14 protein-coding genes are annotated in these 13,074 nt (G+C 37.4%); 8 read left to right on the top strand and 6 right to left on the bottom strand.

The genetic code is table 11. From position 1 onward, the window contains the following. Positions 1 to 140: 140 nt before the first annotated feature. Positions 141 to 1,979, top strand: a complete 1,839-nt coding sequence (locus IJF99_RS05520; protein WP_292792897.1) for a YhgE/Pip domain-containing protein — start codon at positions 141 to 143, stop codon at positions 1,977 to 1,979. Positions 1,980 to 2,037: 58 nt separating this feature from the next. Here the strand turns inward: IJF99_RS05520 and IJF99_RS05515 are convergent, their stop codons facing one another. Both IJF99_RS05515 and IJF99_RS05510 read right to left on the bottom strand, forming a co-directional pair. Then, positions 2,038 to 2,319, bottom strand: a complete 282-nt coding sequence (locus tag IJF99_RS05515; RefSeq protein ID WP_292792896.1) for a hypothetical protein — start codon at positions 2,317 to 2,319, stop codon at positions 2,038 to 2,040. Next, positions 2,312 to 2,599, bottom strand: coding sequence for a hypothetical protein (locus tag IJF99_RS05510; RefSeq protein ID WP_292792934.1), 288 nt, complete (start codon positions 2,597 to 2,599; stop codon positions 2,312 to 2,314). The genes IJF99_RS05515 and IJF99_RS05510 overlap by 8 nt, the downstream gene beginning before the upstream one ends. A gap of 148 nt (positions 2,600 to 2,747) precedes the next feature. Here IJF99_RS05510 and tfrB point away from each other — a divergent pair, with 148 nt between their 5' ends. Genes tfrB through glyS form a run of 5 tightly spaced genes read left to right on the top strand, consistent with a single transcriptional unit; the run spans position 2,748 to position 8,275 of the window. Further along, positions 2,748 to 4,223: a fumarate reductase (CoM/CoB) subunit TfrB gene (gene tfrB / locus IJF99_RS05505; protein WP_292792894.1), complete on the top strand. Its 1,476-nt coding sequence runs from the start codon at positions 2,748 to 2,750 to the stop codon at positions 4,221 to 4,223. A gap of 12 nt (positions 4,224 to 4,235) precedes the next feature. Then, positions 4,236 to 5,144 (top strand): TrmJ/YjtD family RNA methyltransferase, encoded by a 909-nt coding sequence (locus IJF99_RS05500; protein WP_292792932.1) that lies wholly within the window; start codon positions 4,236 to 4,238, stop codon positions 5,142 to 5,144. Then, positions 5,141 to 5,962: a 4Fe-4S binding protein gene (locus IJF99_RS05495; protein ID WP_292792893.1), complete on the top strand. Its 822-nt coding sequence runs from the start codon at positions 5,141 to 5,143 to the stop codon at positions 5,960 to 5,962. The genes IJF99_RS05500 and IJF99_RS05495 overlap by 4 nt, the downstream gene beginning before the upstream one ends. Positions 5,963 to 5,980: 18 nt before the next feature. Further along, positions 5,981 to 6,568: a dCTP deaminase gene (gene dcd, locus IJF99_RS05490; RefSeq protein WP_292792892.1), complete on the top strand. Its 588-nt coding sequence runs from the start codon at positions 5,981 to 5,983 to the stop codon at positions 6,566 to 6,568. Between the two features lie 12 nt (positions 6,569 to 6,580). Beyond that, entirely contained in the window at positions 6,581 to 8,275 is a 1,695-nt protein-coding gene (gene glyS / locus IJF99_RS05485) for a glycine--tRNA ligase (RefSeq protein ID WP_292792891.1), read from the top strand. Between the two features lie 8 nt (positions 8,276 to 8,283). On the opposite strand, the gene IJF99_RS05480 is transcribed toward glyS, so the two are convergent. Further along, positions 8,284 to 8,940, bottom strand: a complete 657-nt coding sequence (locus IJF99_RS05480; RefSeq protein ID WP_292792890.1) for a transcriptional regulator FilR1 domain-containing protein — start codon at positions 8,938 to 8,940, stop codon at positions 8,284 to 8,286. A 256-nt stretch (positions 8,941 to 9,196) separates the two neighbouring features. Here IJF99_RS05480 and IJF99_RS05475 point away from each other — a divergent pair, with 256 nt between their 5' ends. Together IJF99_RS05475 and IJF99_RS05470 are read left to right on the top strand one after the other, a co-directional pair. Next, the gene (locus IJF99_RS05475; protein WP_292792889.1) at positions 9,197 to 9,952 is read left to right on the top strand and encodes a TatD family hydrolase; all 756 of its coding nucleotides are present in this window, start codon (positions 9,197 to 9,199) and stop codon (positions 9,950 to 9,952) included. Positions 9,953 to 9,957: 5 nt separating this feature from the next. Beyond that, positions 9,958 to 10,857: a TDT family transporter gene (locus tag IJF99_RS05470; RefSeq protein WP_292792888.1), complete on the top strand. Its 900-nt coding sequence runs from the start codon at positions 9,958 to 9,960 to the stop codon at positions 10,855 to 10,857. A 19-nt stretch (positions 10,858 to 10,876) separates the two neighbouring features. Here IJF99_RS05470 and sepF read toward each other — a convergent pair whose 3' ends face one another. The 3 genes from sepF to IJF99_RS05455 form a co-directional block, all read right to left on the bottom strand. Continuing rightward, on the bottom strand, positions 10,877 to 11,437 hold the full coding sequence (gene sepF / locus IJF99_RS05465; RefSeq protein WP_292792887.1) for a cell division protein SepF: 561 nt from the start codon (positions 11,435 to 11,437) through the stop codon (positions 10,877 to 10,879). Between the two features lie 5 nt (positions 11,438 to 11,442). After that, positions 11,443 to 12,495, bottom strand: coding sequence for a DUF1611 domain-containing protein (locus tag IJF99_RS05460; RefSeq protein WP_292792886.1), 1,053 nt, complete (start codon positions 12,493 to 12,495; stop codon positions 11,443 to 11,445). 239 nt (positions 12,496 to 12,734) lie between these two features. Beyond that, the coding region (locus tag IJF99_RS05455) for a hypothetical protein (protein ID WP_292792885.1) at positions 12,735 to 13,074 on the bottom strand (340 nt) is incomplete at its 5' end.

Below are 13,074 nucleotides of genomic sequence, written 5' to 3'. Positions count from 1 at the left end.
CTAACTATTAATTATTTATTTAATAGTATAAAATAATTCCTCTAAAAAAATGAACATTTTATATATTACACAAATATTTAATACAATAAAGAATATAAACATTATAAGATTAACTTAAAAAAAATGAAATGAGGTATTAGATGGGAGAGCGAAATTACGGCAATGTTGTGGAAATTATCAAAAAAGATTTCAAATCGGCATTTTCAAATCCAATAGTCACTATTGTTCTAATAGGGATAATTATTTTACCTTCCCTTTATGCTCTTTTGAACATTCAGGCATGTTGGGACCCTTATGGAAATACCGGTGAGGTCCAATTTGCGATTGCGAACCTGGACAACGGTTCTTCATTTGAAGGTACAAACATAAATGTTGGAAATGAACTGGTTAAGGATTTGAAAAAGAATGACAAATTTAATTGGACTTTTGTAACTGAAGATGAACTGCGGGATGGAGTTTATAAGGGAGATTATTACGCGGGAATCATAATACCCAAAAACCTGAGTGAAAACATTATTTCCATAACAACAGATGACCCTCAGCAAGCGGAACTGGAATATGTTGTCAATGTGAAATCAAATCCTGTAGCTACCAAATTAACTGATTCCGGTGCTAATGCCGTTTACAATTCATTGAATGCAAAAATAATTGAAATCATTAACCTTGCCGCTTACGGCAAACTTGGAGAATTACAGGAAGGTCTTGCTTCAGGAGCCAGCCAATTAGCAAGCGGAGGCGCACAACTTCAAAATGGAGCCAATCAGGTATCCTCCGGTGCATCACAGGTGTCTTCCGGAGTGGATGAAGTAGAAAACGGTGCCGGCCAGGTTAAAGACGGAGCAAGCCAAGTTCAATCAGGAGTATCCAGTGTAAATGATGGTGCAAACCAAGTTAAACAAGGTTCATCTGCTGTTAAACAAGGTGCCAGTCAAGTAGAACAGGGATCTGAAGAAATTCAATCCGCAATCGACCCGTCCCTAATACCTGAAGGTCCTATAAAAGAGTATGTTGACGGCAACATTAAACTTGCAAATGGTAGTGGTGAAGTGGCCAAAGGCGCCAGTCAGTTGGCTGACGGTTCTGTTTCATTAGCGGAAGGTTCCTCAAAATTGGCTAGCGGCTCAGGCGAAGTGGCAAATGGTGCCAGTCAGTTGGCTGACGGTTCAGTCGAACTGGCTGAAGGATCACTGACTCTTGCAGCGGGAGCGGAACTGCTTGGAAATTCAGCTGCGCAGGCTTTATTCACTGCAGCAGGTTCACTTGGTGCATCCGCCAATGCCCTTGGAGAAATCACAGGCATTAATGAAACAATCCTTGGAGATTATTTCTATTCCCCTGTCAAACTGGACAGACATGAAATATTCCCTGTTCCTGATTACGGATCCAACGTGTCTCCGTTTTACATCGTGCTATCCATGTGGGTTGGTGCATTGATTACATGCGCAATGTTAAAGCCGGGAGTTGCAAAAGGAACCAAATACTCACCTCTTGAAATGTATTTCGGAAAATTAATCCTGTTCGTAATATTGAGTATTTTACAGGCATGTGTGACTCTTATTGGAGCATTTATTTTAGGAATATACGTCGCTAATGTGCCATTGTTTATTTTCTCAGCGCTTCTGGTATCGTCAGTGTTTATGGTTCTAGTTTATTCATTTGTTTCAGCATTAGGCGATGTTGGAAAAGCGGTAGCCATTGTGCTTTTAGTTATACAGATATCAGGTACCGGCGGTGTTTATCCTGTTCAGATTATGACAAACTTTTTCCAGGTAATGAATCCTTATCTGCCAATGACATATGCAATCACATTAATACGTGAAGCACAATTAGGTCTGGTGTGGTCTAATTACTTGCCTGCACTAGCTATTCTTTTAGGAATAGGAATCATAAGTGTTGCTGTTTTATTGGTTGTAAAAGAAAAAGCAGATCCTGCAGCACATTACTTTGAAAAACGTTTAGAAGATAGTGGACTCTTTTAGAAGTTGTTTTTTCAACTTCTTTTTCTTTTTTTATAAAAAATAGTTAAAAAAAATAGGATTATGGGAAAAGATTCAATCCCATAGCTTCAATCATTGATTGGAAACCTAAAATAATAATAGCCACCCCACCGAAAATTTCAATATAATCCGCATATTTGATAGCCATTTTGGTTCCGTATGTTCCAAGCAACAGCCAAATGACAACAGCAACTAAACTCAAAGCTCCTAAAATAAATGGGTCAACATGTGCAACCGCACCTTGTGAAGCTAAAATCAAGTTTTCTATGTTTCCAAAAATAAGCAAACCAGTGAACGGAGCGTAATCACTTAAGTTAACCATTTTTCTCACCCATTTTATTTGATTTGATATTTTGGATAGCATCATGAATCGCTTGGATACCTAATATGACTATCGCAAGGCCTCCAATGAATGTGATGTAGCTTGAATATTCGATTGCCACTTCTGTAGCGACAGTTCCAATAACCAACCAGATAATTACTGCGATTATACTTAATCCACCCAATATCTTAGGGTTAACTCCTTGAACAACACCTTGAGATGCCAGAATCAAGTTTTCAATATTTCCAAAAATTATCAAGCCTATGAAAGGCAAATACATCTCTAACAAATTATCACCAATTATAATTTAAATTTTATATCATATAAAAGCAATGATTTTTCCAACCACAATAGTAAGTATAATAAGTTAGAAAGAGACAAATATTATATTATAATATTTTATAGGCTTATAACATCGGAGGGAAATGATGATTAAAGTTTACGTTTCTAGATTTAATAGGGAGACAGATGAAGAACCTCACCTCGAGTGTTACGAAATTGAAAAAACTCCTCATATGAAAGTTCTAGATGCATTACAGGCTATTAATGATAAATATGATGCTGACATTAGCTTTAGAAGCTCCTGCAGAGCAGGCCAATGCGGGTCCTGCGGTATTCTATTTAAAGGAAACGGAGCACTGGCTTGTCAAAAAGAGATTGCGGACGGAGCGATTATCGAACCGCTCAAGTTTCCGGTAATCAAGGATTTGGTGGTTGATAAATCAAGCATTGAGGCTAAAGTTAAAGATTTGGAGCTATCTCTTCAATGCGACCACAAATGCAATGAACTCGATACCGGCATCACAAAGGAAGATTCAAAAGAAACCAAAAAGGTTAGAAGTTGTATCGAATGTTACTCATGTTATTCAACTTGTCCTGTGGTCAATATTGCAACCGAAGAATTCGGCGGCCCTTATCTCCTGAGATACATCAGGAAATTCGAAAGTGACCCTCGGGACAACTTTGACAGACTTAAAGAAGCCTTGGATGACGGACTATACAATTGTACCAGCTGCGGGAAATGTCTGGCAGTTTGTCCGAAAAATATCAACACATTCGGAGATGCAATTGAAAAAATGAGGGCAATTGCCGTTGCAAACGGTTCGGGACCTCTTCCGGAACATGTCGCGTTTAAAGAAAACATCTTAAAAAGCGGAAGGTCAGTGACAACCGACAAAACTCCATTTATAGAAGAAGCAAAAAACGAAACCGGTTCAAAAATAGCTTTCTTCACTGGATGCATGGTTGATTATAAATTCCCTGAAACAGGACATAAATTAGTCAAAATTCTCAAGGAAAACGGCATTGACATTGACGTGCCTGAAGGCCAGGTCTGCTGCGGATCACCTCTGTTAAGAACCGGACAAACCGACATAGTGCAGGACCTTGTCGATAAAAATAAAGAGGTCTTTAAAGATTACGATACCGTGATAACAATCTGTTCAGGCTGTGGGGCCACATTGAAGAATAACCACCCTCAGTTTGGCTCAGAATTACATGTCATGGACATCAGCGAGTTTCTTGTAGACAAACTTGACACTTCCAAACTAAAGGAAGTGGATATGAAAGTAACCTATCATGACCCATGTCACCTGGGAAGAGGGCAAGGAATAAAAGACCAGCCTAGAGAAATCATTGAAATGATTCCCGGCGTCGAACTTGAAGAGATGAAATACCCTTGCCAATGCTGCGGCGCAGGTGGTGGAATTAAATCCGGAAAACCTGAAATAGCGCTAGAACTGTCCAAATCAAAGGCTGAAATGATTAAGGACACAGGTGCTGAAGCCGTAGTTACTATTTGTCCATTCTGTGAACTGAACTTGCAGGATGGTCTGAATGCTATTGAATGTGGTGACGTTAAATCCATGCACATTCTTGAATTGTTGGATAAGGCTTATGAATGAATGAAATCGGAGTTGATTAAAATAGGGGATGCAGCTGTAAGTGAAGAAAAAGTGGTTGAAACAACCACTATGGCTTCAACTGAAAATAAGGAAGAAAGCAAATCCGAAAAAAAATCAACTTCAGCCAAAAAGGCAATTTCAACAAAGCAGGCAAGAGGAACCGGAAGGGTTAAGCTCGTAAGACAACAGGAGGAAAATGAAATAAACCTCTTCAAGGACAATATTTATATTGTCTTTGTGGAATGCGAAACCCCCGGAAATGTAGGTTTTCTTGCAAGAACGATGGCGAACTTCGGATTGAAAAACCTGGTTTTAATTAATCCGACAACATTGACAAATGAAGCATATTATCAGGCGACACATGGAAAATATATTGTAGAAAATGCAAAAATCTATCCGACATTGGACGATTTCTATCAGTCACAAAGGATTGACTTCAAGGTGGCTTCAACCGGAATGGCTGGGGGAAGTTACAATCTATCCAGAATCCCAATTAAGCCTGAAGAACTTGGAAAATCCATAAATGTCGAAAACAAGATAGCTATTCTATTCGGAAGAGAAGGTGACGGGCTGTCCAATAAGGAAATTGGTGAATGTGACATTTGCGTGTCAATTCCGACTGATCCGGCTTATCCGATAATGAATATCTCACATGCCGCCGCAATAATATTTTATGAACTATTCAAGAACAAGCATGACTTTGGAGTTGAAGGCCTGAGTGAAAGCAGCCCTTTGGAAAAGGAATATCTGCAGAAGGATATGGACTATCTGATTGATTGCCTGGATATTCCTGAGCATAAAAAGAAGAACGGTAAAAAAACATTCAACAACATAATCTCAAGAGCATTTATTACAGGAAGAGAGGCACATACCTTTAAGGGCATCCTAAGAAGGTTGAAAAACAAGATAGGTGAACAATGAGGAGAATAAGCTTTGCAGAGATAAGCATCTTTGTGGTTAACAGAATATTTAACTGGAGATTCTGGATTGCCGGATTGACCAAAAAATCAAAAGTGGCAAAAAAAGTAATCAACAAAATGCTTTTTGAAAAGGATGATGTTGTCATTATCCCAAACACCATCCCAATCAATAAAAAAATCGAAAGCGAGACCTCAGACTTTTTGCCGACAGATGTGATGAAGGAAGTTATAAAACAGTGCGACGACATTGTGATAATGAATACCTGTCTTTGCAGAACCTCAAATAATTGTGAGGATTATCCTCAGGATATAGGATGCATTTTCCTCGGACCTACAAGCAGAAAGATTCCAAGAACCATTGGCTATACTGCAACCGTTGAAGAGGCTTTAAACCATGTTGATAAAGCTGATGCCGCAGGATTAAGTCATCTTATCGGAAGAAATAAAATTGATTCCGTTTGGATGAATGTGAGGCCTGATGAAGGATTGTTGACAATTTGCCATTGCTGTCCATGCTGCTGTTTATGGAAAGTGATTCCGGAATTAGAAGATGAGATTGCAGATAAGGTTTCACGGCTGGATGGAGTGACAGTGAAGATAAATGAAGACAACTGTAAAAAATGCTTAAACTGCATTAGACAGGATTGTATGTTTGATGCAATCCATTTGGAAAACGATAGGATAGTTATTAATCAGGACGCATGCAGGGGATGTGGCCTATGTGCCAATGTCTGTAAATTTGATGCGATAACTGTTGATTATGATAATAGGTCTATTGATAGCGTTATCAATAGAGTTTATAATTTAATTGAAGAATAATTTTGTTTGTGTGAAAAAATGGCGATTTTAAGTGATAAAGATATAAAAAAATATTTGGATGAAGGAAAAATTGGAATTGAACCGATTTTAGATGAAAAACAGATTCAACCATCTTCCGTTGATATGAGATTGGGGGATGAGTTTAAAGTGTTTAAAGTGATTAGAAAACCATATATCGATCCAAAAGATGAAGAAGACCTCTCATCATATATGGAATCGACAGTCGTGCCTGATGGCGAAGCGTTTATTATCCATCCTAATGAATTTGCCCTTGCCACCACATTGGAATATGTTAAAGTACCTGACGACCTCGTTGCCAGAGTGGAAGGCCGTTCCAGCATGGGCAGATTAGGTGTTACAATGCACGTTACAGCAGGTTTCATTGACCCTGGTTTCGAAGGGAAAATCACATTGGAAATATCAAACATCGGCGCAATGCCCGTGGCTTTATATCCTGGTCAGAGAGTTTGCCAGATTGTATTTGAAACAATGACCACCCCTTCCGAATTGCCATACGGACACCCTGACAGAAACAGTAAATATATGGGTCAAACTCGCCCTGAAAGCAGCAGGGTTAAACTTGACTACGAATTAAAAAAAGATTAGGAGCTAATACTTATGAATCATGATAAAATGAGTAACATCAGTGCAAAAAGAGGATTTTTATGGCCTTCATTCGAAATATATTCAGGAGTATCCGGTTTTACCGATTATGGCCCACTTGGAGCAAGCCTTAAAAATAATATCATGCAGAAATGGAGGAAACAATACGTTTCAGGTGAAGGATTTTATGAAATAGAAGGTCCAACAGTAATGCCTAAGGAAGTCCTTAAGGCATCAGGACACGTCGACAACTTCACAGACCCAATGTGCAAATGTGAAAAATGCGGAGAAGTATTCAGAGCAGACCACATTATTGAAGATGCAATCGGTGAGGATGTGGAAAGTTTGGAAAACGAAGAACTTGACAGAATCGTGACTGACAACAACATTACATGTCCCGAATGCGGTGGAAAATTATCAAACATCTGGAACTATAATCTAATGTTTAAAACTGAAATCGGCGCTAAAGGTGATAAAGTAGGTTATATGAGGCCGGAAACCGCACAAGGAATCTTCATATTATTCAAACGTCTGGAAAGATTTTTCAGAGGAAAACTACCATTTGGAGCAGTGCAGCTTGGAAAAGCATACCGTAATGAAATTTCACCAAGGCAAGGCGTAATCAGGCTTAGAGAATTCACACAGGCAGAAGCGGAAATCTTTTTAAATCCGAAAGATAAGACCCATCCAAAATTTTCACAAATCGAAGATGTTGTTTTACGCTTGAATTCACAGGAAGTTCAGGAGAATGATTTGGAGCCTTTGGAAATAACCGCACGCGAAGCACTAGACAAAGGCATTGTAGCCAATGAAATGCTGATTTACCAATTATATCTGGCCCGCAAGTTCCTGACAGAAATTGGAATACCTGAGGATGTTTTAAGATTCAGACAGCACCTTGCAGGAGAAATGGCTCACTATGCGCTTGACTGTTGGGATGTTGAAGTTAAAACAGACAAATACGGTTGGGTTGAAATTATAGGAATTGCAGATAGGGGAGATTACGATTTAAGTTCACATTCCCAATACAGTAATGAGGAATTGAATGTGTTTGTAGAGTATGACGAACCTAAAAAAGTCAAAAGGACTGTCGTGAAACCTAACCTGTCCAAATTCGGACCTGTATTTAAGGGGGATTCCCCTAAAGTCAAACAGGCAATTGAAAATGCAGACATCAGTGACATTAGGGATGCGCTTGAAAAAGACGGCAAATACTGTGTTGAATTGGATAAGGTTTACGAAGTCACCGAAGATCTGCTCATCTTTGAAGACATCGAAGAGGACGTTACAGGTGAGAAGATTGTTCCTCACGTTATCGAGCCATCATTCGGTATTGACCGTATCACCTACTCTGTTTTATTGCATTCATTTACTGAAACTGATGAGAAAGACTACTTTAAATTTGACAAGTCAGTTGCTCCAGTCCAAGTCGGATTATTCCCTCTTGTTAATAAGGAAGGTCCGCGTGAAATCGCTCAAGAACTAACAGAAAACTTGAGAATGGCGGGTTTCACTGTAGAATATGATGCGACAGGAACTATCGGTAAAAGATATGCCCGAGCAGATGAAATTGGTGTTCCTCTTGCTGTGACTGTTGATTTTGACACCTTGGATGACAATCAGGTAACAGTCAGAGACAGAGATACCGAACAACAAGAAAGAATACCGATTGCCGATTTAAAAGACTATCTGGAAAATTATTATAAATGAGTTTAAACTCATTTATTCTTTTTTTTAAAGTGTAAAAACAGGCCATTAGCCCATTTCAGCGAATCTTTACTTTCTGAAATCAGCAATCTGTTTTGATCAAAGAATCCGTTTTTTCTAAAAAGGCCCAAAATCATCCTTTCGTTTGTAACTATCAATAGAAAATTGTTTTCCGCCTTGAATGATGATAAGTTTTTGACATGAGAGTTGTCTTCATAAACATCAAAAACCGGATTAGGAGACCTTATCTCAACGAACTTTTCTTGTGATGCCAACTCATTCAGCCTTGAATTGATGTTTTCATGATAAATCGGCAATATGCATCGCACACCATTTGCACGGGCCAAAGTGTCATCAATAAAATTAAATGTCTTATCAATATCAACGCAATCCGATTCAAGCAATTCAGATTCTTCAAGAAGATGCATGGCCTCAACTGATTTTTTTGGAATTCCGCAAACTAAATGACCTTCTACAATGTTAAAGAACTTCTCCAATAGGTTTACAGTTATGGAAAACTCTAAAATGTTTTTGATCTGCAATTTCAACAGATTGACTAGATAATATTTATTTGCTTTGCGATATACCAGTTTTTTTAATTCCAATCCATGCAGAATGCCTGATATTGAACTGTATCCCAATTTAGTATCAACAGATAACTCCTTCATGTTGCTTGGTTTTTCATATAGTGCTTTTAGTACTTTTAATCTAATAATTGAATTAGATATAAATTTCACATCCTGCGAAATTGCATTGTAACTATCTAAATATTCATTCAAAATATCACAACCTATGTATTACTTAAATTAATATTTTTATTACTGATGATATAAAATCTCCCTAACTGCACAAGTGTGAAAAATCACGAAGGAGACTTAGATATTTTTTTAATATATGAAAAATATATTAAGTGATGGTGATACTATGATTGATACACATATGCATGCGGACGCCAGAAGCGGAGAAGACTTCAGGGAAATGTATCTGGCAGGCATTGACACTGCAATAACCTGTAGCTATTACCCTTACAGGATACCTCACGAGATGATTCTTTTAAACCATTTGAATAGAATATTGGAACTGGACACAAAAAGAGCCATGGAACATGGCCTTGATTTGAAAGTGGCATTGGGCATTCACCCGACCAACTCAAACATCAATCCGGAAACAATTCTTGAAAACTTATATTCATGGATTGAGTCAGACCAGATTGTAGCTATTGGTGAAATCGGCCTTGAAGATTTGACTGACTGCGAGATAAGCGTTTTTAAAAAGCAACTGGACATAGCCAATGAAACAGATTCCAAAGTAATTATCCACACACCTAGAAAAAACAAAAAAGAGGTGTTGAAGGTCATTCTTGACATAATTCCGCAGCATATTGATGAAAGTCAGGCAGTTATCGATCATATTAACCCGAATGTTGTCGGCGATGCGATAAATACGGATTGCATGTTAGGCTTGACTGTGCAGCCTCAAAAAATGGACAAATATGAAGCGATATCCATTTTAGATGAATACGGCTTTGACAAATTCCTTTTGAATTCTGATATCAGCAATAAGCCCTCCGATCCGCTTTCAGTTCCAAATACTGTCAATGAATTGATAAAACGGGATTATGGGAAAAGTGAAATAGAAAAAGTCGCAAGTGGAAATGCCCAGAAATTCTTTAAAATTTAGATAACATGAAAATAATCAGAAAGCTGCCAATTCCTATTTCAGGATTGATCCTTGCATTATTGTCCCTGGGGAATTTAGTTCAGGACATTCATCCATATCTAAGATATATTTTTGCAGCGATAGGTGCAATATTTCTTATTCTTATAATTCTTAAGGTGGTTTTATACCCTCAAAGTATTAAAGAGGACTTTAAAAATCCCATAATTGTCAGCAGTTCCGGCACTTTTTCCATGAGTCTTATGCTTTTATCCACATACCTCGCATCATTTACACCAAGAATTGGGTATGCCCTATGGATAATTGGAATAGTCCTTCATATTTCATTAATAATTTACTTCACTTATCATTTCATTATACGAAGATTTGATATTTCAGCAGTTTATCCCACCTACTGGATAGTGTTTGTCGGAATAACAATGGCATCGATTACAGGACATTACCACGGACTTTATGAAATTGACTTTATTTTCTTCATCGCCGGATTTATAGGAATGTTAATTTCAACACCATTGGTACTTTACCGGGAATTTGTTTATAAAAAAATTCCGGACATGAATAAGCCCTTAACCTGTATTTTTACCGCACTTTTCAGCATACTGATTTTCGGATACTTGAATTCAGCACCAAGCATCTCAAATGAGTTTGTAATGGGAATGTACGTTCTTGCCTGCGCATTCTACATATTTTCCATTTATAAAATGATAAGCTTCAGAAATCTTGATTTTTACCCGAGTTTTTCAGCATTTACATTTCCATTTGTAATAAGCGCACTTGCAACAAAAGGAGTATCCGCAATCTGGACAAATAATATAACAGACATAATATTAATTATAGAAACCACTGTAGCGATCGTTATAGTAGTCTATATACTGATGAAATATATCAGATTCTTAAAAAATAGTTAGAAAGTAGAAATTAATCTACTTATCCCTTATTAATCACTTTTACCTTTTTAGGAGAAACAATGATTAAATTTTTATCGTCACTACGGGCAAGCAGTAATGCCTGAGCGCCGTATCTTTCTCTCATCTGCTTGATTTTATCACCTGCCAATTTGAAATTAGCAGAACTTTCCTTTTCCAGGAAAGACAAATCAAGAACAACCGGGTTTTGCTCCTCGATTACCTGATCAACGACGTAATTGATATCGTCAATTGTCTTAGGTCTGATTAAAACAATCTCATAGTAAGATTGTTCCGGAATAATTACAAAATCATCATAATCATCATAAACAGGTTCCTGTTTAGGTGTAGGCCTAGGATTTGATTTTGGTGCAGGTTTTGGAACTTGTTCATACTGTTGCTGATTCTGTCTGTATTGTTGCTGGTTTTTTCTAGATTGCTGTTGTTTGTTAATTTGCTGTCCGACATTGTCTACGAAAGGCTTTACGGCATCACGAATTGAATCAATGACCCTGGGACCTTCCCTTTTCTCATCTGTTTCATCAAAACCCAAACTTCTTTTTAAATCATCAGTGAAACTCATTTGAATTACTCCTCTAAATATCCTAATATGACATCTAACAATTTAGAAGCCCCATTTTTATAAACATCCTCTGCCGGCAGATTGTATTTGTCCTCGAAGTATTCAGGACACATATCCAAACTGGCATTCTTAAGATTTATTGAAAGACCAACGACCTTCGTAGGTTCGACAGCCTCAATAGCCCTAATCTCTTCTTCAATTCCTTTAGGTTCTCTGTACGGGTGATTAGGCCTGTGTCCAACAATAACTGCATCAGGAGCGCAACCGATTAAGATTGCTGCAGACAATCCTCTCGGATGAGGATTTCCGTTTTCAGTCAAGCTGGATTGACCTTCTATAAAAATAATATCCGGCTTTTTGGTTTCTTCAACATACTTGATAGCTGATAAAACAGCTGACGGAACATCCATAGCGGATAGGCTTCCTGCCCTAAAGTTAAAATCAGTAGGTTCTTCCAAACCCATTTCATCAGTTGAAATAATTGCGGGATTTAAACCTCTTTCAATACTTGCCTCACCAAGTTTTTTAGTGGTTGTCCTTTTTCCACATTCCTGTGAGGTACCGCCAACGAAAATTACAGGAGCTTTAGGAGTGTATGATATTTTAGGTAAAACCTCGCAGGACTTTTTAGGGGCAATGCCTGCAATTTTTTTAACAATGTCCAATCTTGGACTGATCTCTTTGATAACAACATTTTTTGAATCGGCAAATCTTTTTAATGCAGGATTTTCATCAATGGATAATGATCTAAAGGAAGTAATGACGTTTAATCCGGCATCAATTGCTTGGACACAATATTTTAATGCTGCGCCTTCAGCACCAATAGGCAACATTATAACCAATGATTTGGCATCAGGTGATTGTTTTAAACATTCTTCCAAACTGACTGATATAACATTACCGCAATACTGTTTTCCCTGTTTTCTTACATCATCATCAATGAATCCTACTGTTTCAACACCTTCAAGATTGGAGAATTTTTCTCCTCCACCTCCGCAACCCACTACAATGAATGGATTTAATTCTTGAATGTCTTTTACTGATTTTACTGAATACAAAAAATTCACCCCTATCCTATAATTTATAACTTATAACTAATCATTAAACTTATTATCTTAATTTTTCGAAAAAAAATTTCAAAAAAATTTTATTATTATTAATTATTATTTTTTTCATTTATAAAGTATAATGTTTTTAAGTTAAAATTTCCAAGATTGAAATCGGTAAAAAAAATTTTTAAGAAGAAAAATTTACAAGACACATTAAAAAAATCAATGAAAAATAAGGATTTTACTCCTTATTTAACTTTGATTTTGACTGTTTTTGCCGCCTTGTTGAAGAACTTGTTTCCTTTGTAGGTTATCTTTGCATTGAAAGTGCCTTTTTTGGTGAGTTTGGTGATTTTGAAAGTGGTCTTTCCTTTGCTGTTAGTTCTTGCAGTATAGGTTTTCCCCTTGATTTTCAGGGTCAATTTTGCATTTTTGACTGCTTTTCCAAGATTGTCTTTCAAGACAACAGTGTACTTTTTGGTTTTGAGTGCTTTTTTGAATGCTTTCGCTTTTGCAGTGAGTTTAGGTGTTGCCTTTTTGACTGTGACTTTTGCGGTTGCTGTTGACTTGTTGTAGTTGCCGTTTTCG

Origin of the sequence: Methanobrevibacter sp. (assembly GCF_017406825.1) — an archaeon.
Taxonomy (GTDB): domain Archaea; phylum Methanobacteriota; class Methanobacteria; order Methanobacteriales; family Methanobacteriaceae; genus Methanocatella.
This window is presented reverse-complemented; position numbering and strand designations above follow the sequence as displayed.